Below are 21,188 nucleotides of genomic sequence, written 5' to 3'. Positions count from 1 at the left end.
CATTGCACAAGTACGCTTTGTTCAGTATGATCCAGCAGACTGTTGGCCGAAAATCAATGCGCCTACAACCAATACGGCCTGCCGCAACGCCACACGCGTGTTTGCCAAGCCCCATGCGAACCGCCTAAACGGAGCACCCATGCTCTACCAACTGCACGAATTCCAGCGGGCGATGTTGAGCCCCCTCACCGCCTGGGCCCAGGCCGCGTCGAAATCGTTCGCGAATCCCGCCAGCCCGTTGGCCTATGTGCCCGGTGCCACACGTCTCTCAGCCGGTTACGAACTGCTCTACCGGCTTGGCAAAGATTACGAAAAGCCTGAGTTCAACCTTCATCAGATTGTCAAAGACGGTCATAACATTCCGATCATCGAACAAACGATCATCGAAAAACCGTTTTGCCGCCTCATGCGCTTCAAGCGTTTCGCGGACGACAGCGACGCAGTTACCCAATTGAAAGATGAGCCGGTCGTGCTGGTGTGCGCACCGTTGTCAGGCCACCACGCTACGCTGTTGCGCGATACCGTGCGTACGTTGTTGCAAGACCACAAGGTCTACCTGACCGACTGGATCGATGCACGCATGGTGCCGCTCGAAGCCGGCGAGTTTCACCTCGACGACTACATCGCCTATATCCAGGAATTCATCCGCCACATCGGTGCGAAGAATCTGCATGTGATCTCGGTATGCCAGCCCACCGTTCCGGTGCTCGCCGCCATTTCGCTGATGGCGAGCCGCGGCGAGGACACGCCGCGCACCATGACCATGATGGGCGGCCCGATCGACGCGCGTAAGAGCCCGACCTCGGTCAACTCGCTCGCCACGCAGCACTCGTACGAATGGTTCGAAAACAACGTGATCTTCACGGTGCCGCCGAACTATCCGGGCGTGGGCCGCAAGGTTTACCCGGGCTTCCTGCAGCACACCGGCTTCGTCGCGATGAATCCTGAGCGCCATGCAGCTTCGCACTGGGACTTCTACCAGAGCCTGCTGCGCGGCGACGAAGACGACGCGGAAGCGCATCGCCGCTTCTACGACGAGTACAACGCCGTGCTCGACATGGACGCGGACTATTACCTCGACACGATCCGCGTGGTGTTCCAGGAATTCAGTCTGGCCGAAGGTACGTGGGACGTCGCCGGCGAGCGTGTACGCCCGCAGGACATCACGAAGACCGCGCTCTTCACGATCGAAGGCGAACTGGACGATATCTCGGGCGACGGTCAGACGTTCGCCGCGCAAGGGTTGTGCAGCGGCATTCCGGAGAAGAACAAGCGTCACTTCACCGCGGAAAAATGCGGCCACTACGGCATTTTCTCTGGCCGCCGCTGGCGCACCATCATCTATCCGCAGTTGCGCGATTTCATCCTCGAGCACAACAAGGCGCCGAAGGTAGCGAAGGAAAAAGTCGAAGCCTGAGCACCCCGCACGCAGAGATAAACAACGGCCTCTTCTTCAGAGGCCGTTGTCGTTTCTGGCGCTTCGTTTGTCGCTTTTTTGCCGCCTCTTATACCGTCGATGCGCGCTCGCGCTGCGGCTTACTTCCGCAACAGATAAGCCAGCAGCAACTCGGTGTTCATCTGGATGACTTCACTGCGCTCACTCGCACTGCTGAAATCGCGGCCGAGCGTTGCTTCAAGCGTGAAGCGGTTCGACACGATGTAGTAGCCCATGCCGGACAGCGTCACGTAAAAGCGCAATGGATCGACGTTGGTGCGAAACAGCCCCGCGCGTTGACCCCGCTCCAGAATGCTGCCAAGCGTGGCGACGATCGGAGAGATCATTTCGCGGATGCGCGTCGACTTCTGCATGTAGCGTGCCTCATGCAGATTCTCGTTGTTGACGAGACGCAGCAACTCGGGATGATCGCGGTAGTAATCCCAAACAAAATGCGCGAGACGTGTGACGGCCTCGACTGGTGCGATACCGTTCAGTTCGAGCGTTCGCTCCGCTTCATTGAGCGCGCTGAATGCGTGCTCGAGTACAGCCGTGAAAAGCTGCTCCTTGCTACCGAAGTAGTAATAGAGCATGCGTTCATTAGTCTCCGCGCGGCGGGCGATCTGATCGACGCGCGCGCCGAACAACCCTCCATTTGCAAACTCTTCGGCCGCCGCAAGCAGAATGCGGCGCCGCGTGCCTTCAGGATCTCTTTTGATTTTCGGCTGATTCATGGTGGCATCGTCTTCGTGAGCCGCGTTATCCGGATCGCGCCGCCGGCCTCTCCTCGGGCCTTGCACCGACAGCACTGAACGGGCTGGTTGGGGGAACACCCTTCTGCGGTCTTTCGAAAAAGCGCTTCGATTATGGCACATGGATTGCGGATGGCAATTGGGGAAATCGGCGATAATGTGCTATTTAGTTCAAGTCCAGCGCTTGCGCTTAGTTGCAGCCTTAGGTGCACACTTAGCTGCACAAATTCGCGCCTCTATTCGTGTCTGTATTTACCTATATTGGCGCGTGTTTGCGCGCTTTCGCAGTGCTTTTGTGTTGCCCCGGTCTGCCGCGTGTTTTCCCTAATCCGCGCTCGGCAAGCTGTGCGGCAGCGAGGCAAGCCCCAACGTCGTGACCGTGACCGATTCCAGAACACTCGCAGATCGCATTGAAGATCTGCTACCCCAAACGCAGTGCACGAAGTGCGGCTATCCCGCATGCCGTCCGTATGCCGAAGCCGTCGCCCATGGCGAGGCTAACTACAATCAGTGCCCGCCGGGTGGCGCGGAAGGCATCGCGCGCCTCGCCGCACTGCTCGGCAAACCGGTGATTCCGCTCAATTCCGCCAACGGCGTCGAACGGCCGCGCCCGTTGGCGGTTATCGACGAACAAGTTTGCATCGGCTGCACGCTGTGCATGCAGGCCTGTCCGGTCGATGCAATAGTTGGTGCACCGAAACAGATGCACACAGTGATCGCCGAGCTCTGTACCGGTTGCGACCTGTGCGTGCCACCCTGCCCGGTCGATTGCATTGCGATGCCGTCAGTCACCGGTGAAGCAACCGGCTGGGACGCATGGAGTCAGAGCCAGGCTGACGCCGCGCGCGAGCGCCACAACCGGCGTGAAGCCCGTCTCGCACGCGAACGTGAAGCGGCCGAGGCGCGTGCTGCAGCGCGGCGAGCGGTTAGCAGCGCGCCCGCTCCGGTGATGGAAACCGGTGCCGCCGCAACGCCCACCGCGCCCGCAGTGGACTCCGCCGAAGCGAAGAAACGCGCGATCATCCAGGCCGCGCTCGAGCGTGCACGCCAGAAGAAAGAAGAGTTGGCCGCCAAGGGCCAAGGTCCGCAGAACACCGAGCGCGTCAGCGCCGACGTGCAGGCACAGATCGACGCAGCCGAAGCACGCCGCCGCCGTCTTGGACTCGCTGCGGACAACACCGCGGGTAACTCCGGGGGTAACACTGAAATCCCGCCAACGAAGCGCTAACCTCTAACTCTACGCTGCGCATGAACGCGAACAAACGCCGCGCCATCTACGAGACGCTTCAGAGTCTCAACCCGCACCCCACGACCGAGCTCGAGTACACCACACCGTTCGAACTGCTGATTGCCGTGCTGTTGTCGGCGCAAGCCACCGACGTGTCGGTGAACAAGGCAATGCGCAAGATGTTCCCGGTCGCGAACACGCCGCAGAAGATCTTCGATCTCGGCGAAGAAGGGGTTGTTGGCTACATCAAGACGATTGGGCTCTATCGGACCAAAGCGAAGAATGTGATCGCAACCTGCCGCATTCTGCTCGACCAGTACGGCGGCGAAGTCCCAGAAGATCGTGAAGCGCTCGAAAGCTTGCCGGGGGTCGGCCGCAAAACGGCGAACGTGATCCTGAACACGGCGTTCGGTCATCCGACCATCGCTGTCGATACACATATCTTTCGGGTCGCGAATCGAACTGGCCTCGCACCTGGCAAAGACGTGCGCGCGGTCGAAGTGGCGCTGGAGAAATTCACGCCCGCAGAGTTCAAGCAGGATGCCCACCACTGGCTGATTCTGCATGGCCGCTATGTGTGCAAAGCGCGCCGGCCGGAATGCTGGCACTGTGCGATCGAGCCGCTCTGCGAATTCCGGCCCAAGACGCCGCCGCCGGATCTTTGAGGGCGGAACCGGTCGGCGAGCGCACGCGTGGGCGAGCCGACACCGAATCGCCGTGGCGCGTTTGCCCGGCGCGTACGCGACACAGGCTCATTGCACCCACGGCCGCCGCGGCGCTTCGGCTTGCTGCCACGCCGCCAGCAAGCCGCTCTGCCTCGGCGTAAAATCCCCCTTCTAGCCCGCCTCACACTCAACACCCATTCCCACGATGTTCAATCCCAGCCGCGACGAAGTCCGCCAATTTTTCACCGACACCTGGCGCAAGCAGCGTCAAGGCGAGATTCTGACGCCGCTTGAAGCGATCGCAGCCGACTGGATCGTCGAGCATCCGGAATATCACGCCGATCTCACCAGCACGGAAGCCGCCCAGGCGCAGGACTACTCGCCCGAACGCGGCCAGACCAACCCGTTCCTGCATCTGTCGATGCATCTGGCGATCACCGAACAGCTGTCGATCGACCAGCCGCCGGGCATCCGCGCGGCGCACGAACGGCTGGCCGCCCGGCTCGGCTCGACCCACGAGGCGCAGCACGCAATCATGGATTGCCTCGGCGAAACCATCTGGGAAGCACAACGCACCGGCACCCCGCCGGACACGGACGCGTATTTGCAGCGCATCGAGCAGCGCGCTACGCGGGACTGAGACTAAGGCGACCAGAGCGGCTCAGCGCCCGTTAGCACGCTAGCCGAACCCGCCACCCCCGCACAAACCCCAACCCCAAAAGCACAACACCCCGCCGAAGCGGGGTGTTGTTCAATCTGAAAACCGTGCAAAAGCAGCGCTGCGCGATTACTTCTTCTGCACCAGCGCGCCGTCGAGCGATTCGATGTAAGCCGCGATGTCTTTCATGTCGCTTGGCGACAGGCTTTGTACCTGCGCCTGCATGATCGCGTTGTTGCGACCCAGGTGCGGGTTGCCGTTGCCCATCTGGTACTGGCGCAGCGCCCAGTAGACGTAGTCGGAATGCTGACCGGCAAGCTTCGGATATTCCGGGCTCACCGGATTGTTCAGGTTCACGCCGTGGCAAGCCGCGCAGTTGTGGTTGTTCGCCAGCACCTTGCCGTTGCCGGCGTCAGCGGCGTGCGCGACGTTCGCTGCAACCAGACCGATGACTGCCGCCGACGCGCATGCAGCCTTGAACACCGTGTGGAGTGCCTGTTGGGGCTTATTCATGAATTCTCCTATCCCGCGAATATAAATAGCCGAGTGACCGCTTGGATGACCGAAGCCGATCACTTGTCGGGATTGCTCTTCGAAGAGGAATTTTGCGCTGCGTAGTAGGCAGCGATGTCGGCGATGTCCTGATCAGACAGCGACGCGGTGATCGCGCGCATCGTTTCGAAATGGCGGTCGCCCTTCTTGTAGCCGTGCAGGGCATTCTCGAGGTACGCCTGATTCTGGCCGCCGAGCATGGGCACGCGGTAGACCTCAGGGTAAGCCGTGCGGTATTCAGGGATGCCGTGGCAGCCAATACACATCGCGACCTTGCCTTGGCCCGCCTTCGCGTTGCCGACGACATCCGCTGCCTGCGCACTGGCCGCATAGCCCGCGAGCACCGACAGCGCTGCGATCACGACGTGTTTGCCAACGAATTTATTCATAGCATGTAACCTGGCTTGAGGGGAAACGGGCGCCCGAAAAGGCAACGGCCCGCGCCGTTATTCTTATAGGGTAGCCACGCAGGCCAAAAAAATCGGGCTAATTGTACCGCGACGCCGCGCCGAACGTCCACCGCGCGGGGCCAGAGGCGTATCCGGCCGCCGCAAAGCCGCAGCTGACGCCATTTTGCTCCGCCGCGCAGGCTCCGTATGGCCTCGTGTCGCCCGCTCGGCCCGTGACGCCTGGCGCGCCCGCCCACCGGGCACGCCAGGCGAACGAACTGCTCGCGAACGCCGCGTATGCACTTGAACCGGCGTCCAGCATCGCGGGTGACACCTTACGCCAGGCTGATTCAGCCCAACAGGCCTTCTGACTTATACTGGGTTTTTTCCCAAAAAAGAGCATCTCGCCATGCGTTTTGAAGGCTCATCGCAGTACGTCGCCACCGACGACCTCAAGCTCGCGGTCAACGCCGCGATGACGCTGAAGCGCCCGTTGCTGATCAAGGGCGAACCCGGCACCGGCAAAACCATGCTCGCGGAAGAGGTTGCCGCCGCGCTCGGCATGCCGCTCCTGCAATGGCATATCAAGTCCACCACCAAGGCCCAGCAAGGCCTGTACGAGTACGACGCGGTGTCGCGCCTGCGCGATTCGCAGCTCGGCGACGAGCGCGTCAAGGACATCCGCAACTACATCGTCAAGGGTGTGCTGTGGCAGGCGTTCGAGTCGGAGGAACAAACGGTGCTCCTGATCGACGAGATCGACAAGGCCGACATCGAATTCCCGAACGACCTGCTGCGCGAACTCGACCGCATGGAGTTCTACGTGTATGAGACCCACGAGCTGATCCGCGCGAAACAGCGCCCGCTCGTGATCATCACGTCGAACAACGAGAAGGAACTGCCCGACGCGTTCCTGCGCCGCTGCTTTTTCCATTACATCAAATTCCCCGATCCGGTGACGATGCAGCAGATCGTCGAGGTGCATTACCCCGGCATCAAGAAGGAACTGCTCGCCGCGGCGATGCAGAGCTTCTTCGAGCTGCGCAACGTCGCCGGTCTGAAGAAGAAACCGTCCACTTCGGAACTGCTCGACTGGCTGAAGCTGCTGCTTGCCGAAGACATTCCGCCCGAAGCGCTGCGCTCGTCCGACCAGAAGCAGATCATCCCGCCGCTGCACGGCGCGCTTCTGAAGAACGAACAGGACGTAAGCCTGTTCGAGCGCTTGATCTTCATGAACCGCAACAACCGTTGATTGATCGCGAATACCCGTTGATGAGCGCGGCGCACCGCCCACTCGCCGCCGCCGAGGACACAGCATGCTGATCGACTTCTTCTACTCGCTGCGCGCCGCCAAACTGCCGGTGTCGGTCAAGGAATACCTGACGCTGCTCGAAGCGCTCAAAGCCAACGTGATCGCGCCGTCGCTCGACGAGTTCTACTATCTCGCGCGCATCACGCTGGTCAAGGACGAGCAGTATTTCGACAAGTTCGACCAGGCGTTCGGCGCGTATTTCAACGGCGTCGCGCAAGCTTCAGAGCTCGCCTTCGACGTCCCGCTCGACTGGCTGAAGAAGAAGCTGCAACGCGATCTGTCGCCCGAAGAAAAAGCGCAGATCGAAGCGATGGGCGGCCTCGACAAGCTGATGGAGCGCCTGAAGGAACTGTTCGACGAACAGAAGGAGCGCCACGAAGGCGGCAACAAGTGGATCGGCACGGGCGGCACCTCGCCGTTCGGCAACGGCGGCTACAACCCTGAGGGCGTGCGCATCGGCGGCGACGCGGCGGGCAACCGCACGGCGGTGAAGGTGTGGGAAGCACGCGCCTATCGCGATTACGACGACCAGGTCGAAATCGGCACGCGCAACATCAAGATCGCGCTGCGCCGCTTGCGTCGTTTTGCGCGCGAGGGCGCGGCAGAAGAACTCGATCTGCCGGACACGATCCGCAGCACGGCCGCGAACGCCGGCTGGCTCGACCTGAAGATGGTGCCGGAGCGGCATAACAAGGTGAAAGTGCTGATGCTGCTCGACGTGGGCGGCTCGATGGACGATCACATCAAACGCACCGAAGAGCTCTTTTCCGCCGCCAAGGCCGAATTCAAGCATCTCGAGTTCTATTACTTCCACAACTGCGTGTATGACTTCCTGTGGAAGAACAATCGCCGCCGTCACGCCGAACGCATGCCGACGTGGGACCTGCTGCACAAGTTCACGCCTGACTACAAGCTGATCTTCGTCGGCGACGCGACCATGAGCCCCTACGAAGTGCTGCAACCGGGCGGCTCGGTCGAGTACAACAACGCGGAAGCCGGCGCGGTGTGGCTGCGCCGCCTCGCCGATCATTTCCCGCATTACGCGTGGCTCAATCCGGAGCCGGAAGGTTTGTGGGCCTACCGGCAGTCGGTCAGCGCGATCCGCGAAGTGCTCGGTCATCGCATGTATCCGCTCACCCTCGCCGGACTCGAATCGGCGATGCGCATGTTGAGCAAGTAATCCGATCAGATCACGTTTTTCTCCAACTATAAGAAAGCTTCTGCATGAGTCCGTCTTCATCGCCCGATTTGTCCCCTGCCGACGTGCACCCCGGGCCGCTCAAACCGTTTGCCGATACGTCCCTGTCCACCCTCGTCGCCGGCTTCGTCGCGATGATGACGGGCTACACCAGTTCGCTCGTGCTGATGTTCCAGGCCGGCCAGGCCGCCCACCTCACCGATGCGCAGATTTCGTCGTGGATCTGGGCGTTGTCGATCGGCATGGCCGTCTGCACGATCGGCCTTTCACTGCGCTTTCGCGCGCCGATCGTGATTGCCTGGTCGACGCCCGGCGCGGCGCTGCTGGTGTCGTCGCTGCCGCATGTGACCTACCCTGAGGCGATCGGCGCATTTATCGTCTGCGCGGTGCTGCTGACGGTGGTCGGCCTGACCGGCTGGTTCGACACGCTGATGAAGAAAATTCCGGCCGGCATCGCGTCCGCTTTGCTGGCGGGCATTCTGTTCGAGATCGGCATCGAAATTTTCCGCGCAGCGCAGTTCCAGACCGCGCTCGTGCTGGCGATGTTCTTCACCTATCTCATCGTCAAACGCCTCGCGCCGCGCTATGCGATCGTGACGACGCTGATCGTCGGCACAATCGCCGCCGGCGCGCTCGGGCTGCTCGACTTCAGCCGCTTTCACGTCGCGCTCGCCCACCCGGTGTTCACGATGCCGGTGTTTTCGGTCGCGGCGAGCATCAGCATCGGCATTCCGCTGTTCGTCGTCGCGATGGCCTCGCAGAACGTGCCGGGCATCGCCGTGCTGCGCGCCGACGGCTACACCACGCCTTCCGCGCCGCTGATTTCGACGACGGGCATCGCTTCGCTGCTGCTCGCGCCGTTCGGCTCGCACGGCATCAATCTTGCGGCGATCACGGCGGCGATCTGTACCGGCCCCGAAGCACACGAAAATCGCGACAAGCGCTACACCGCCGCAGTCTGGTGCGGTACTTTCTATCTGATTGCCGGGATTTTCGGCGCGACCATCGCCGCACTGTTCGCCGCCTTGCCGAAGGCGCTGGTGGTCTCCGTTGCGGCGCTGGCGCTGTTCGGCTCGATCATGAGCGGCCTCGCCAACGCCATGCACGACCTGAAGCAGCGCGAGGCGGCGCTGGTGACGTTTATGGTGACGGCCTCCGGCCTCACGCTGCTGTCGATCGGCTCGGCGTTCTGGGGACTGGTGGCGGGCGTGCTGACGCAACTGGTGCTGAACGCCCGGCGTGCCTGAATCGTCGGTGGAAATCGACAGCCAAAATCCCTGTGAACGGATTGCCGGCAGCAAGTGTCAATACTGCGTCAGACGATCCGCCATAGAATAGAAGCATCCGGCAGCGCTTTCCGTCAAAATTCCCCGGCAACATGACGGGCAGACGCTGCAGCGTGACCCGCGGCCGCCGGAACGGTTTTTGTATTTTCCGTCCGGTGGCGATCTCATTTCTCCTGAACCACGGCGCACGCGCGCCATGAAGGCTCGAACATGACAACCGCACTCGATCAACTCAAGCAATACACCACCGTCGTGGCCGATACCGGCGACTTCCAGCAGCTTGCCCAGTACAAGCCGCAGGACGCGACCACCAATCCGTCGCTGATTCTGAAGGCCGTCCAGAAAGACGACTACAAGCCGCTGCTCGAAAAGACCGTGAAGGCGCATGCGTCGAAGCCGGTCGGCGCGATCATCGACCAGTTGCTGATCGCGTTCGGCACAGAAATTCTCAAGATCATCCCGGGTCGCGTGTCGACCGAAGTGGATGCACGTCTCTCGTTCGACACCGAGGCGTCGATCGCCAAGGGCCGCGAGCTGATCGCCCTGTACAAAGAACACGGCATTGGCCGCGAACGCGTGCTGATCAAGCTGGCCTCCACGTGGGAAGGCATCCGCGCCGCCGAAGTGCTGCAGAAGGAAGGCATCCACTGCAACATGACGCTGCTGTTCTCGCTCGCGCAGGCCGCCGCCTGTGCCGAAGCAGGCGCGCAACTGATTTCGCCGTTCGTCGGCCGCATCTACGACTGGTACAAGAAGAATGCCGGCAGCGCGTGGGACGAAGCGAAAGACGGCGGCGCCAACGATCCGGGCGTCAAATCGGTGCGCCGCATTTACGCGTACTACAAGAAGTTCGGCTACAAGACCGAGGTGATGGGCGCGAGCTTCCGCACTCCGGGCCAGATTCTGGAACTGGCCGGCTGCGATCTGCTGACCATCAGCCCGGATCTGCTGCAAAAGCTGCAGGAGAGCACCGAGAAGGTCGAGCGCAATCTGTCGCCCGAAATGGGCACGGGCGTGGATATCGAACGCGTGCCGGTCGACGAATCGTCGTTCCGTTTCCTCGTCAACGACGAAGCCATGGCGACCGAAAAGCTCGCTGAAGGCATTCGCGCGTTCGCGGCAGACGCCGTCAAGCTGGAAAAGATGATCGAAGCGCTGCGTTAAAGCCCGCTACGGTACAGCTTGAACACGCCGTTAAGCAAGCGGCCCTGAACCTTTCCGGTTCAGGGCCGCTTGGCGTTTACCCAGTCGCCGATCGGCGGTGCCCCGCCTGCCTTCTGCCTTCTGCTACCCGCCGTCCGCCTTCTGCCGTCGACACAATGTCACAATCGCTGCTCCAGCAGACGACTACAATCGTCTCCACGCCCGCTCATCGCTGCCATTTGCCGAAGGAACGCGGCGCCGCTGGTCCTATTCCAGGAGACGATCATGTACGTTCAGCCTTATGTATTTTTCAACGGCCGCTGTGAAGAAGCGCTCAAGTACTACACCGAAAAGCTCGGCGCCGAAGTATTGCTACTGATGCGCTACAAGGACGCGCCGCCCAGCCCCGACCCGCAGAACCAGCCACGGCCCGGTCTGGAAGAAAAGATCATGCACGCCACGATCAAGCTCGGCTCGACCAACTGGATGGCGTCCGACGGCCACTGCGACCCTCAAGCCGGCCCGATGAACGGTTTCAGCCTGTCGCTCACGGCCGACGACGCCGCCTCGGCCGAAAAATACTTCAACGCGCTTGCCGACGGCGGACAGGTCATGATGCCGTTTCAGCCCACCTTCTGGAGCAAGGGGTTCGGGATGCTGGTGGACCGCTTCGGTCTCGCCTGGATGGTGACGGTACCGGAAGAGTAAGCCTCTCGTGCGTGGTCCGCTGGTCCGCTGTGGGCCGATTGCCGCAGCAGCCGCGGCGGGCGTCAACAAAGGGCACGCGGCCCTGAGCATTGCGCTCTAAACCTTCAGCAAACTGCGCGAATGCCGTTCGATGTTCCAGTTCGGCTCAGTCTCCAGCAGCAAAGCACGCAACCGGTCCACCTGTTCCGCAAGCCGCTGCCCGAGCCAGTACGGCCCCTGCAAGTCAGGCGGTAAGTCAAGCGCCACGCCGCTGCACACATCGGTAAGCGGCGTAGCAGGCGGAATGCCGAAGTGCGTCGCGCGGCCAAAGCGCAGGCCGCGCGCGATCGCCAACAGCATGCCGCGCACGGCGTGCACCTCGACGCCGCACTCCCGCGCATAGGCAGCGCGCGCCGCGGCGTCGGCGCGCATCAGCGGGCCGGTCGCCAGCAACTCCAGCGAACTGAGCACCGAACGATGCAAGCGCTGGATCTCTTCGAGCTTCGCCTGCGGCACATCGATCTCCTTCGCCACCGAAGGCATCAGCGAGCGCAACTGCACCAGCCGCTTGTTGATCGCGAGGAAGCGTTTGACCTGTTCGTCCTCGCTGATCGTTTCGCCTTCCAGCAAACGGGTGTAGATCCGCGCGCAGTCGCGCAGATTGGCGGCAATCCCGTAGCGCCACGAATAAGTCGCGTGCAGCGGCAACGCGAACGAAAACGCCAGCGCGATCACAATACCGATCAGCACGTTCAACGTGCGCCATAGACCGACGTCGATCAGGTTGTCGCCATGACCCGCGACGATGCACATCGTGATCGCCGTCAGCAGGCCGATATATCCCGACGATCCAATCGCGAACCACGCGCAGATCCCCGCGACGATCGACATCAGCACATAGGTCAGCGGCAGCGACCCGGTCAGATTCTGCGTCAGGATGAGCGCAAGCCCGATCACCGCGCCAAGCAGGGTTCCCGCCGCCCGGTCCGCAGCTTTCTTGCGGATGTTGCCGTGATGCTGCAAACCGCCGATCACTACCAGCAGGGTCACCGACGACCAGATGCCGTGCGGAATGTTGATCCCGGTGGTCGCAAGAATCGACACCAGCATCGCGATGCCGACGCGCAGGCTATGCAGCACCTTCGCGTGGCGATAGCGGTAGTACGGCGACGTGATCGTTCGCACCATACGGCTGATGGCCGAGCGACGGACAACGACACGGGGGGAATCGGCAGAAGCCATGGCTCGCGCGACGGACGCTTTGAAGGACGGTTCCGCTATCGTGCCCTGGAGTGCCCCGGAAAGACAAACGCCCGCAAACTTTTGTCTGCGGGCGTTGCTTTTCCGGCGAGATGGAACGGCTGACTTAGCCTTCGACCACGTCCAGATAGTCTTCCGGACGGGTACGGTCCTCGGCGCGCTGCATGCCGAACACGCGCACCAGCAGGCTCACCACCACGGACACCACCAGGTTGACGATCAGCGACCACACCGCCGCGTAGCCCGGAATCGCCATGCCGAACAGGTGGATCGTGAAGATCGAGCCCGCCAGCTTCAGCGAAATCGCCATCCACGTGCCGGTTGCGATACCGACCGCCCAGCCGATGAGCAGGCCACGGTAGTCAAGCACACGCGTGTACAGACCCAGCACGATGGCCGGCAACGTCTGGATGATCCAGATGCCGCCCAGCAGTTGCAACTGGATCGCATACGTGAGCGGCAGACCGAGAATGAACGCGACCGCGCCGACCTTGACGATCAGCGACACCAGCTTCGCGACATTGGTCTCCTGCTCATGCGACATGTTCCGGTTCACGAACTCCTTGTGGATGTTGCGCGTGTACAGGTTCGCTGCCGCAATCGACATGATCGCCGCCGGCACCAGCGCGCCGATACCGATCGCCGCGAAGGCCACGCCGACGAACCACGACGGGAAGAAGTGCAGGAACAGCGCCGGCACCGCGAAGTTCGGGCCGAACGCCTTGAAGTACGGCGCGAATTCCGGCATGTCCTTCACGCCCGAAGCCAGCGCCATGAAGCCCAGCAGCGCGAGCAGGCCAAGCACCAGCGAGTAGGCCGGCAGCATCGCCATGTTGCGGCGGATCGTGTTACCCGACTTCGACGACAGCACCGCGGTAATCGAGTGCGGGTACAGGAACAGGGCAAGCGCCGAACCTACTGCAAGCGTCGCGTACGCGCTGTAGCCGTTCAGGCTCGACACGTCCGGCGCCTTCAGCAGCAGCTTGGCAGGCGGCACCACGCTGAAGATATGGCCGAAGCCGCCCAGTTGCGGCGGAATCACGATGATCGCGGCAAAGATCACGATGTAGATCAGCACGTCCTTGACGACCGCGATCATGGCCGGCGCGCGCAGGCCCGACGTGTACGTGTAAGCCGCCAGAATCGCGAACGCGATGATCAGCGGCAGATCGCCGACGAAGCCCTTGGTGTCGAAACCCAAGGCGCCGATCACCACTTCGATACCGACCAGTTGCAGCGCGATGTACGGCATCGTCGCGACGATGCCGGTCACGGCGATCGCCAGCGCCAGCATGCGGCTGCCATAGCGAGCCGAGACGAAGTCGGCCGATGTCACGTAACCCTGACGTTTGGCGATGCTCCACAGTTTCGGGAACACGACGAACGCGAACGGATAGATCAGGATCGTGTACGGCAGAGCGAAGAAACCCGTTGCGCCCGCACCGAACACCAGCGCCGGCACGGCGATGAAGGTGTAAGCGGTGTACAGGTCGCCACCCAGCAGGAACCACGTGACGATAGTGCCGAAGCGGCGGCCGCCGAGGCCCCACTCTTCCAGATGGGCGAGGTCGCCCTTGCGCCAGTGAGCCGCGACAAAACCGAGAATGGTGACGCCGATAAAAAACAGGACGAAGACGAATGTTGCGGTGGCGTTCATTATTGTGCGCCCCCTTGCGAGCTGCCCGTCGAGCGGGTCTTGGTCTTGAAGTACACGAGCGCCGTGATGATCGCGCTGATCAACACCCACAGCAGCTGGTACCAGTAGAAGAACGGAAAATCGAACAGCTGCGGTTCGACCTTGTTATATGACGGCACCCAGATCATCGCGATCCAGGGCAACAGCAGCAACCAGAGCCAGTGCTTGCTGGCCTTGTTCGCGTCGGCGTCGTGAGCCATGACGTCTCCTCTTCCCTATTATTGAAATGTTGGCCCGTGTGTGGACGGGTGGTGGATCTCCCGTCGCAGGTAGGCCACGGGTCCCCCGAAAGCTTCGAAAGAGTATAGGAGCCGAGAACATCCGGTCAAGCAGGGACGACCCGATGCGCAAATGTGCTGCTGGGGCGCGCGGGGCGGTGGTTTAGCAGAGGTGAGGGGTGGCCGTGAGGGGGTTGGACGCGGGGGCTGGGCCGCCGATGGATGCGATGCATGCTGGGTATCCGGGGATATCAAACCAGCCGGACAACGCAGTGGGGAATCGGTTGGAAAACCGTCGCATCAGCGCAACGGGGAAGCCTGGGTCGGACCAGCCTCAACTAGCCTTACGCGGCATTAAGCGGCCCGACCCATTCTCACATCAGATCGAGAACGAACTGCCGTTCTGTCCGGTCGATTCCTGCAGACCCTTGATCCACTTGCGCGCCGGCAAGCCGAGTTCCGCTTCGATCAGCTTCGCGCGCGCTTGTAGCGTCGTGAACGGCACGTCGAGCGCCGGGCCCGAGAACGCGATGGCGATGCGGTTGCCGTCGTGCACTTCCGGCAGCGCGACCACGCGGCCGTCGAAGGCTTCGTTGAGACGCTTCATGTTGCGCACGAAGCTCGGATGATCGCCGAACAGGTTCACCGTCACCACGCCCGCGTCAGTCAAGCACGCGCGCACCGCGCGGTAGAAGCCAACGCTGTCGAGCACCGGGCCACGCGCGGTGGCATCGTAGACGTCGATTTGCAACGCGCCGATCGTGCCGTGGTTACCGCGGTCGTTGACGAAGTCCCATGCGTCCATTTCGTGCACGGTCAGACGGGCGTCGTCGTGCGGCAGCTCGAACATCGTGCGCGCGGCCACGACCACGGCCGGGTTCACTTCGACCGCTTCGACTTTGGCGCGCTTGAGGAAGCGATGCGCAAATTTGGTCAGTGCGGCGGCGCCGAGACCGAGCTGGACGATCCGCCTGGGCGTCTCGATGAACAGCAACCAGCCCATCATCTGCTGCGCGTATTCAAGTTCGATGTGATCCGGCTTGCGCAGGCGCATGGCGCCTTGCACCCATTCCGTACCGAAGTGCAGGAAGCGCACACCGCCCTCCTCCGAGAACGTAACCGGTGCGAAACGCGGCTTGCGCGGCGCTTCAATTTGCGGCGCGTCGTGCAGATCGTCGTCGTGCGGCGCGCGCTTTTTATTGCGCACCGCTTTCTGTTTGTTCAGCGTGGTGTCGTGGGCGTCAGCGTCTTTGTTGCGGAAAGCACGGGCTTCAGCCGAGGCGCGCTTGATCAGTTTCGTCATGTAAGGATGTCGCGCCAGAGACGCAATTTTTTGATCGAACGAGAGCATAGCATTCGCCGGACTCGACGAAGGCAATACGAGGGCGGCGCAGCCCGCTTCGCCGATCCCCGGCGCAAAGCGGCTCGCCGTTCTGGCGTTGAAGCAGACCTTGGCAAGCTGCCGCGCGTGGGCGCGGAGCGAAGATAAATATCACTACCCGGATGGACCGCCCCAGCGGTTCACTCGAGCGAGCAATCAGGTGGCAGCTTGCAGCAGTTCCAATGGAACCTCAACGCGCATTTTGACAGTCGACGGCGTGAGCTCACGTTCAGACAGGCAGTTGAGCCACACTTGCGTTGGAATGGCCTTATAGAAGCGCTTTTGGCCACTCCCAAGAAAGTCGGCCAGCTCGACGACGTCTCCCGGATAGAGGAGCGCTGCGACTTCCTGTGCTTCACCCGGGTCAACGACAGCGGCAGCAGTGCATTGAAGATAAAGGCAGCGCAGGTTGTTAGTCCCGCGTTTGCGTGTTGAGTCAAAGAGAGTGAGGAAGACTCGTGGATTCTTCTCAATGTTCTGCGAGTGGACCGCCTTGACCCATGATGACCAGTAGAGGCTCAGGTCTCTACTCCTCGCGGCCCAAACCGGCGTATTCCAAGGTTGCCCATCGCTCTCGGTTGCGACGTTGAAATACGGCTGGCCATTCAACAACTCGACGGCTCGTGCGACAAGGTCCGCATTCGTATGGTCGGTCATGGTGATTCTCCTGCAACCAAACTATCAATAGCCGAACGCTAACGTCTGGCTATATGCGATAGATGCGAGGCCCAAACGCGCGTGCTTCCCCTTGATTTTGTTTTGGTTCCATCCTACTGCAAAGCGACATCCCATCCGGTGCGTCCACCACATTTCCGGCAAAAAGCGTTGGGCATCAATCAATCGAGAATCTGCCGCCAGACAGCGAATTTCTGCTCGAACGACAGCATCGCATTTGCCGGGCTGGACGAAGGCAGCACGAGCGTTTCATAGCCCGCCGCTCCGATTACCTCCGCAAATCGCCCCGCCGTCTTCCCGTTGAAGCACACCCTCTTCAGCCGCGGCGCATGCTCGCGCAGCGCATCGAAATCGTTCGGCTTCGCATTGCGGATCGCCGAATCGAGACTGCCTTCGCGATGGCATGCGGCGAGCACATCCCAAATGCCAATGCCGTGCTTCAACACGCGTTCGAGTCGCGCTTCATACGTAAGCTGATGCAACCCCGCCTCGCCGAGCACCTCCCCCAACAAACGCCAGAACTGGTTACGCGGATGCGCGTAATACTCCGTCGCGGCCAGCGACGCCTCGCCGGGAAAGCTGCCGAGAATCAGTGTGTGCGTATCCGCCGCGACGACGGGAGGAAAGCCGCGCAGCATCAGCGCTTTTCCTTACGGTCCGATGCGGGCGCTTGCCCGGATTCACGCGCATCCCGTTCGGAAAGCTGTCCTGGCTCTGCGCGCGGCGCACCATGGGCGCGCGACACCGTGTGCTCAAGCGGCCGGCCGTGTTCCCGCACATGAGTGCGCGGCGGTGCATGAACGTGGGTGGATGCAGGGTCCGCTGACGGTGTTTGCGCCGAAGACGCCAACTGCGCCCACAGCGCAGGCAACATGCACTCCGTGACCATCAAGGGCGCACCGTGGCGCTCGAATACCGAGCGACGCGCGACCAGCGAATGCGGAGACATGCCGCCGATCTCAACCGCGGCCAGCCGGTACAACGGATGACGCGCCGTCAGCCTTCGGCTCACCAGTGACGATCGTGCGACGCTGCTATCGCTGTACAGCAACTCGGCGAGCGGCCGCGTGCGTAAGCTTCGCGTGGCCTGCCATACGCCGACGCTCGCGGCCAACGGCGCGACACTGTGCGCCGCGACAAACGGCACGCCGTCGACCGACAACACCACCTCCCGGACCCACACCGGCGCACGCGGCGCGAGGCCGAGCGCGGCGTGTTCGTCGGCCCACGGCAGCGCGACGGCTTCGCGCGTCACGCGCACGGCAACCGCGCCGAGCGTGCGCAGATGCGCGGTCAGCGATCCACCGCGGGTCAACCAGTCTTTCTGGGCGGCACTAAAACCGGGTAAGGGCGCGATACGCCAGTGGGCGTCGGCGGCATCGAAACGGATGGGCATGGTGTCGGATTATAACGGCGCAGTTGTCAGAGGATCGTGAGTCCCTCACCTGTCGTCCCATCGGGAATGTAAGTCGATCACCATGCCAGACGAGCCTGCCCCAATCAGCACAGCGATTTCAGACAGCTCCGATTCTCCTCGTCCAGCGACGCGCGATACAACCTTCGTGCTTTAACAAGTCGACGGCCCGCCCGCGATCGAAGGGCGTGCCTTGTGATCGGATATTGAAGGATATTGAAGGAGATAAAGAACCATGAAAACGTTCCTGGGCGCTTCTGCATGCGCAATGTCTGTCGTGCTGATGGCGGGTTGCGCGGCGCCGCTGAACCGCGACAATGAAACATCGTTGAATAAGGCTGTCGGCATCGAGGTGACGCCGGTTGCCGATGGTGTTTCAGTCAAGCTGCCGGAAGCCGCGCTGTTCGAGTTCGGCAAATCTGAAGTACGCGGTGATGCGGCGGCGGTGATCAATCGTTCTGCTGTTCTGCTCAAGCGCAGCAGGAAGCCCGTGCTGGTTGAAGGTTACACCGACAATGTCGGCACGCTCGACTATAACCAGCAGCTTTCCGAATCGCGCGCCACGGCGGTCGGTTATGCGCTCGTGGCGCACGGCGTGGTGTTAGAGCGGATCCGCACGAAGGGCTACGCCTACAACAACCCCGTCGCCAGCAACGACACGGCCGAAGGGCGCGCGCTGAACCGGCGTACTGAGATCGTGGTGCGCGGCGAAACGATGGATACGCTGATGGGGCAGAAGTAGGTGTTCGGCATCTGATGTGAGGTTCGCAAGGAAACGCCCGCGTCATGCGGGCGTTTCTACGTGCGCGCTCTTGTTCCTGTCGACGCGATTTTCCAGGTTGCGCGCGATTCGCGCGAACAACGACGGCGCGCTTACATCGCCAGCAGACGAGCCACCACGCGCTCGACTACCGGCTCCCACGCACGCGGTTGCGATTGCCGGAACAGATCAACCGAGTCGTACCACGGTTGCGTCTCTTCATTACCCCACGCCCAATGCGACACGTGATCGAGCATCGCCAGCACCGGGCGCCCCAACGCGCCGCCCAGATGCAAAGGCGCACTGTCGATGGTGAGTACCGCATCGAGCGCGCTCACGTGCGCGGCCACGTCGTCGAAACCGGCCTGATAGTGCGCAGTCAGATCGCACACGCGATACCCCTCGCCGCTCAGCGCGGCCACATCGGCATCACGGCCCGGCGTCAGCGGATGGAACACGATCTTGGGTAGCGCGAGAACTGGCGCCAGCATCGCAAGCGGAATCGACCGCTTCGCGTCGCGGCGATGCGTCGGACTGCCGGACCAAACAAGGCCGATATGCAATCGCGCTGCCTCCCCACCCCATGCGTTGATCCGCTCCCGCCATGCCGCCACGCGGCTGGCATCGGCAGTCAGGTAGGCACCGCCGCGCACCTGGTCAGGCAGCAAGTCAAGCACCGACGGAACGCTCATGATCGGCAGCCCGAAGTGAGGCTTGCCGAGCGGTCCGTCCTCGATAGACACGCAATCTGCGTAAAAGCGCGCGAACAGCGGTTGTAGCGCCTTGCGCACCGCGAGCACCAGCCGACCGCCTTCGTCGCGTACGCGCGCCGCCAGTTCGTGCACAAAGCGCACCATCTGAATATCGTCGCCGTTGCCCTGTTCGCTGTGCACGATCAAGGTCTTGCCAGCCAACAGTTGACCCTGCCAGCGCGGACACAGCCGTTCCATTACCGTCACGACGTTGTTAGGCTCGCGATCGTCGCGCGTCAGACGCGCCGCGAAGTGCGGCCACGCGCTCGACCAGTCGCCGCGCCGCAACTTCAGATCGGCCAGATCAACGGCCGCCTGCGATGCGGCAGGGTCGAGCGCGAGCGCTGCATGCAGCGCCGCTTCGCTTTCTGCAAAACGCGCCTGTTCGGCCAGATACATGCCGATCGCACCCAACACGTGGGCATTGCCTGGCGCGGCTGCATTGACAGCGCACATGGTTGCCTCGGCCGCGGCGGCGTCGTTGCACTGCCACTGCGCATGACTCAGTTGCCAGGCGATTTCCGCATCGGCAGGATGGCGTCTCAGCACCTCACGACAAACGCGTTCGACCTTGGGCCAATCGCGGATCTCACGAAACGCTAGTACGAGCTGTAACGGTAACGCGGGGTGGATCACCGGATCGAGCGCATAGGCTCGCCACAGCGCGGCGCGGCGCTCCGCTCGCGCGCTCGCATCCGGCGACTCGCCAAGCGTAATCGCCAGCCACCAGGGGGCGCGGGCATCCTGTGGCTCATGTTGCTCATAGGCGCGCAACATGTGTGCCGCCGCCGAATGCGCGCCGCAGCGATCGATCAACCAGACGATCCAGTCGAGCGTCGCCGCCGACGGTTGGGCGGTTACCGCCAATTCGCTGTTGTGCTGCGCGGCGTCAGCGCGGCCGAGCGCGTCGGCGAACAGCGCCAGTCGGGCGTAACGCGCGCCATTCGCTACCGTCTGCGCCAGCGATGCACTGTGATACGCCGCTTCGAACCGCCCAGCACTCGCGCACAGATCTGCGTGCCATTGCGGCGTGAGACCCTCTGCGACGAGTTCACGGACTCGTCGTTCAGCGGCGCTGAAACCTTGCTCGCGCAAGATCGACCACAGAATGAAAACAGGATCGGCGGGTTTCACCAAGGTGGAATCGGACATAGGAATACAGAGCGTTGTCGCGACGCAGGAACGTGCAATCGCAGAAATAAGACTCGGTGCATAAATGGCTTAGAGATTCTCGATAATCCCCATACGCATCCGAATTTCGATCGCGCCAGCATAAGACAAAAGCACGCTTTCACATCTCACAAATCAATCTCAATATAGTGTTGTTGAATATATTTGGTTAGTTAACCATAATTATTTTCCGGTCGATTTTTAACGACTCGCGAAATCGTCCGGATCGACAACAAACACACAGGAGCAAAGGCTTGACTACTACGAACTCAAAAGAAACTTCTGACCGCATTGCTCATCTGGCGGCGGTCGTCCTACGGCGCCCGGGTGCCTTGCATCTGGAAAAGGAACTTGCCGGTTCAGCGCTCGCGCAACATCACACATCGAAACAGACCAGCGCGGCGATCGGCAGTCTCGCGGCGAAAGTGTTGGCCAATCATCTCTCGTGCCTGGAGGCAAAGGAACTCGCCGGCTCCGTGCTATCGCAAGTGCGGCATTCGCATGGCCAGGCGCCCGCGCACTAAGATTTCACCGCTGCCCGCCTGAGCACTGGCGCA

At 61.9% G+C, this 21,188-nt stretch carries 22 protein-coding genes; 11 read left to right on the top strand and 11 right to left on the bottom strand.

Going from position 1 to position 21,188, the window contains the following annotated elements; translation table 11 throughout:
- Positions 1–139 precede the first annotated feature (139 nt).
- On the top strand, positions 140–1,417 hold the full coding sequence (locus tag R8871_RS24525) for a polyhydroxyalkanoate depolymerase (protein ID WP_175052787.1): 1,278 nt from the start codon (positions 140–142) through the stop codon (positions 1,415–1,417).
- A gap of 119 nt (positions 1,418–1,536) precedes the next feature.
- Here R8871_RS24525 and R8871_RS24520 read toward each other — a convergent pair whose 3' ends face one another.
- Positions 1,537–2,169, bottom strand: a complete 633-nt coding sequence (locus tag R8871_RS24520; protein WP_020065324.1) for a TetR/AcrR family transcriptional regulator — start codon at positions 2,167–2,169, stop codon at positions 1,537–1,539.
- 397 nt (positions 2,170–2,566) lie between these two features.
- Here R8871_RS24520 and rsxB point away from each other — a divergent pair, with 397 nt between their 5' ends.
- From rsxB to R8871_RS24505, 3 genes are all read left to right on the top strand, one after another.
- Positions 2,567–3,415 carry an electron transport complex subunit RsxB gene (gene rsxB, locus R8871_RS24515; RefSeq protein WP_175052786.1) on the top strand — a complete coding sequence of 283 codons (849 nt, stop codon included), beginning with the start codon at positions 2,567–2,569 and terminating at the stop codon, positions 3,413–3,415.
- A gap of 20 nt (positions 3,416–3,435) precedes the next feature.
- Entirely contained in the window at positions 3,436–4,080 is a 645-nt protein-coding gene (gene nth, locus R8871_RS24510) for an endonuclease III (RefSeq protein WP_175052785.1), read from the top strand.
- Between the two features lie 205 nt (positions 4,081–4,285).
- Positions 4,286–4,720 carry a DUF1841 family protein gene (locus tag R8871_RS24505; protein ID WP_054035021.1) on the top strand — a complete coding sequence of 145 codons (435 nt, stop codon included), beginning with the start codon at positions 4,286–4,288 and terminating at the stop codon, positions 4,718–4,720.
- A 147-nt stretch (positions 4,721–4,867) separates the two neighbouring features.
- Here the strand turns inward: R8871_RS24505 and R8871_RS24500 are convergent, their stop codons facing one another.
- Positions 4,868–5,251, bottom strand: coding sequence for a c-type cytochrome (locus R8871_RS24500; protein WP_054035022.1), 384 nt, complete (start codon positions 5,249–5,251; stop codon positions 4,868–4,870).
- 59 nt (positions 5,252–5,310) lie between these two features.
- Positions 5,311–5,679 (bottom strand): c-type cytochrome, encoded by a 369-nt coding sequence (locus R8871_RS24495; RefSeq protein WP_007175710.1) that lies wholly within the window; start codon positions 5,677–5,679, stop codon positions 5,311–5,313.
- A 409-nt stretch (positions 5,680–6,088) separates the two neighbouring features.
- Between R8871_RS24495 and R8871_RS24490 the strand changes: the two genes are divergently transcribed.
- From R8871_RS24490 to R8871_RS24470, 5 genes are all read left to right on the top strand, one after another.
- Positions 6,089–6,931, top strand: coding sequence for an AAA family ATPase (locus R8871_RS24490; RefSeq protein ID WP_093639389.1), 843 nt, complete (start codon positions 6,089–6,091; stop codon positions 6,929–6,931).
- A gap of 64 nt (positions 6,932–6,995) precedes the next feature.
- Positions 6,996–8,171, top strand: a complete 1,176-nt coding sequence (locus tag R8871_RS24485; RefSeq protein WP_175052784.1) for a vWA domain-containing protein — start codon at positions 6,996–6,998, stop codon at positions 8,169–8,171.
- A gap of 44 nt (positions 8,172–8,215) precedes the next feature.
- Positions 8,216–9,436, top strand: coding sequence for a benzoate/H(+) symporter BenE family transporter (locus R8871_RS24480; RefSeq protein ID WP_175052783.1), 1,221 nt, complete (start codon positions 8,216–8,218; stop codon positions 9,434–9,436).
- A 249-nt stretch (positions 9,437–9,685) separates the two neighbouring features.
- Positions 9,686–10,639 carry a transaldolase gene (tal, locus tag R8871_RS24475; RefSeq protein WP_175052782.1) on the top strand — a complete coding sequence of 318 codons (954 nt, stop codon included), beginning with the start codon at positions 9,686–9,688 and terminating at the stop codon, positions 10,637–10,639.
- Positions 10,640–10,903: 264 nt separating this feature from the next.
- A complete protein-coding gene (locus R8871_RS24470; protein WP_175052781.1) occupies positions 10,904–11,326 on the top strand; it encodes a VOC family protein in 423 nt (140 codons plus the stop codon).
- 96 nt (positions 11,327–11,422) lie between these two features.
- Here R8871_RS24470 and R8871_RS24465 read toward each other — a convergent pair whose 3' ends face one another.
- The 7 genes from R8871_RS24465 to R8871_RS24435 all read right to left on the bottom strand — a co-directional run bounded on the left by R8871_RS24465 (position 11,423) and on the right by R8871_RS24435 (position 17,931).
- On the bottom strand, positions 11,423–12,547 hold the full coding sequence (locus R8871_RS24465; RefSeq protein ID WP_175052780.1) for an FUSC family protein: 1,125 nt from the start codon (positions 12,545–12,547) through the stop codon (positions 11,423–11,425).
- 124 nt (positions 12,548–12,671) lie between these two features.
- Positions 12,672–14,222, bottom strand: coding sequence for a monocarboxylate uptake permease MctP (gene mctP / locus R8871_RS24460; RefSeq protein WP_175052779.1), 1,551 nt, complete (start codon positions 14,220–14,222; stop codon positions 12,672–12,674).
- Positions 14,222–14,461, bottom strand: a complete 240-nt coding sequence (locus R8871_RS24455) for a DUF3311 domain-containing protein (protein ID WP_175052778.1) — start codon at positions 14,459–14,461, stop codon at positions 14,222–14,224. Before R8871_RS24455 ends, mctP begins: the two co-directional genes overlap by 1 nt.
- A 397-nt stretch (positions 14,462–14,858) precedes the next feature.
- Positions 14,859–15,782, bottom strand: a complete 924-nt coding sequence (locus R8871_RS24450; RefSeq protein ID WP_175052777.1) for a class I SAM-dependent methyltransferase — start codon at positions 15,780–15,782, stop codon at positions 14,859–14,861.
- A 234-nt stretch (positions 15,783–16,016) separates the two neighbouring features.
- On the bottom strand, positions 16,017–16,517 hold the full coding sequence (locus tag R8871_RS24445) for a pyridoxamine 5'-phosphate oxidase family protein (protein ID WP_175052776.1): 501 nt from the start codon (positions 16,515–16,517) through the stop codon (positions 16,017–16,019).
- 179 nt (positions 16,518–16,696) lie between these two features.
- Positions 16,697–17,173, bottom strand: coding sequence for a DNA-deoxyinosine glycosylase (locus R8871_RS24440; protein WP_175052775.1), 477 nt, complete (start codon positions 17,171–17,173; stop codon positions 16,697–16,699).
- On the bottom strand, positions 17,173–17,931 hold the full coding sequence (locus R8871_RS24435) for a chorismate--pyruvate lyase family protein (RefSeq protein ID WP_175052774.1): 759 nt from the start codon (positions 17,929–17,931) through the stop codon (positions 17,173–17,175). Before R8871_RS24435 ends, R8871_RS24440 begins: the two co-directional genes overlap by 1 nt.
- A gap of 253 nt (positions 17,932–18,184) precedes the next feature.
- Here R8871_RS24435 and R8871_RS24430 point away from each other — a divergent pair, with 253 nt between their 5' ends.
- Positions 18,185–18,691 (top strand): OmpA family protein, encoded by a 507-nt coding sequence (locus R8871_RS24430; protein ID WP_175052773.1) that lies wholly within the window; start codon positions 18,185–18,187, stop codon positions 18,689–18,691.
- A 131-nt stretch (positions 18,692–18,822) separates the two neighbouring features.
- On the opposite strand, the gene R8871_RS24425 is transcribed toward R8871_RS24430, so the two are convergent.
- Positions 18,823–20,613, bottom strand: a complete 1,791-nt coding sequence (locus tag R8871_RS24425) for a glycosyltransferase family protein (protein WP_175052772.1) — start codon at positions 20,611–20,613, stop codon at positions 18,823–18,825.
- Between the two features lie 272 nt (positions 20,614–20,885).
- On the opposite strand from R8871_RS24425, the gene R8871_RS24420 reads away from it, so the two are divergent.
- The gene (locus R8871_RS24420; RefSeq protein WP_175052771.1) at positions 20,886–21,155 is read left to right on the top strand and encodes a hypothetical protein; all 270 of its coding nucleotides are present in this window, start codon (positions 20,886–20,888) and stop codon (positions 21,153–21,155) included.
- Positions 21,156–21,188: the final 33 nt, after the last annotated feature.

Source organism: Paraburkholderia sediminicola, assembly GCF_902859805.1.
GTDB classification, from domain to species: domain Bacteria; phylum Pseudomonadota; class Gammaproteobacteria; order Burkholderiales; family Burkholderiaceae; genus Paraburkholderia; species Paraburkholderia sediminicola.
Note: the sequence above shows the minus strand (reverse complement) of the source record. Positions and strands in the feature narration are given on the sequence as shown.

What these genes read in the sequence shown, in the direction of transcription:
- R8871_RS24525 (WP_175052787.1), top strand. Translation starts at nt 140, where the DNA reads ATGCTCTACCAACTGCACGAATTCCAGCGGGCGATGTTGAGCCCCCTC.
- R8871_RS24520 (WP_020065324.1), bottom strand. Translation starts at nt 2,169, where the DNA reads ATGAATCAGCCGAAAATCAAAAGAGATCCTGAAGGCACGCGGCGCCGC.
- nth (WP_175052785.1), top strand. Translation starts at nt 3,436, where the DNA reads ATGAACGCGAACAAACGCCGCGCCATCTACGAGACGCTTCAGAGTCTC.
- R8871_RS24505 (WP_054035021.1), top strand. Translation starts at nt 4,286, where the DNA reads ATGTTCAATCCCAGCCGCGACGAAGTCCGCCAATTTTTCACCGACACC.
- R8871_RS24500 (WP_054035022.1), bottom strand. Translation starts at nt 5,251, where the DNA reads ATGAATAAGCCCCAACAGGCACTCCACACGGTGTTCAAGGCTGCATGC.
- R8871_RS24495 (WP_007175710.1), bottom strand. Translation starts at nt 5,679, where the DNA reads ATGAATAAATTCGTTGGCAAACACGTCGTGATCGCAGCGCTGTCGGTG.
- R8871_RS24490 (WP_093639389.1), top strand. Translation starts at nt 6,089, where the DNA reads ATGCGTTTTGAAGGCTCATCGCAGTACGTCGCCACCGACGACCTCAAG.
- R8871_RS24485 (WP_175052784.1), top strand. Translation starts at nt 6,996, where the DNA reads ATGCTGATCGACTTCTTCTACTCGCTGCGCGCCGCCAAACTGCCGGTG.
- R8871_RS24480 (WP_175052783.1), top strand. Translation starts at nt 8,216, where the DNA reads ATGAGTCCGTCTTCATCGCCCGATTTGTCCCCTGCCGACGTGCACCCC.
- tal (WP_175052782.1), top strand. Translation starts at nt 9,686, where the DNA reads ATGACAACCGCACTCGATCAACTCAAGCAATACACCACCGTCGTGGCC.
- R8871_RS24470 (WP_175052781.1), top strand. Translation starts at nt 10,904, where the DNA reads ATGTACGTTCAGCCTTATGTATTTTTCAACGGCCGCTGTGAAGAAGCG.
- R8871_RS24465 (WP_175052780.1), bottom strand. Translation starts at nt 12,547, where the DNA reads ATGGCTTCTGCCGATTCCCCCCGTGTCGTTGTCCGTCGCTCGGCCATC.
- mctP (WP_175052779.1), bottom strand. Translation starts at nt 14,222, where the DNA reads ATGAACGCCACCGCAACATTCGTCTTCGTCCTGTTTTTTATCGGCGTC.
- R8871_RS24455 (WP_175052778.1), bottom strand. Translation starts at nt 14,461, where the DNA reads ATGGCTCACGACGCCGACGCGAACAAGGCCAGCAAGCACTGGCTCTGG.
- R8871_RS24450 (WP_175052777.1), bottom strand. Translation starts at nt 15,782, where the DNA reads ATGACGAAACTGATCAAGCGCGCCTCGGCTGAAGCCCGTGCTTTCCGC.
- R8871_RS24445 (WP_175052776.1), bottom strand. Translation starts at nt 16,517, where the DNA reads ATGACCGACCATACGAATGCGGACCTTGTCGCACGAGCCGTCGAGTTG.
- R8871_RS24440 (WP_175052775.1), bottom strand. Translation starts at nt 17,173, where the DNA reads ATGCTGCGCGGCTTTCCTCCCGTCGTCGCGGCGGATACGCACACACTG.
- R8871_RS24435 (WP_175052774.1), bottom strand. Translation starts at nt 17,931, where the DNA reads ATGCCCATCCGTTTCGATGCCGCCGACGCCCACTGGCGTATCGCGCCC.
- R8871_RS24430 (WP_175052773.1), top strand. Translation starts at nt 18,185, where the DNA reads ATGAAAACGTTCCTGGGCGCTTCTGCATGCGCAATGTCTGTCGTGCTG.
- R8871_RS24425 (WP_175052772.1), bottom strand. Translation starts at nt 20,613, where the DNA reads ATGTCCGATTCCACCTTGGTGAAACCCGCCGATCCTGTTTTCATTCTG.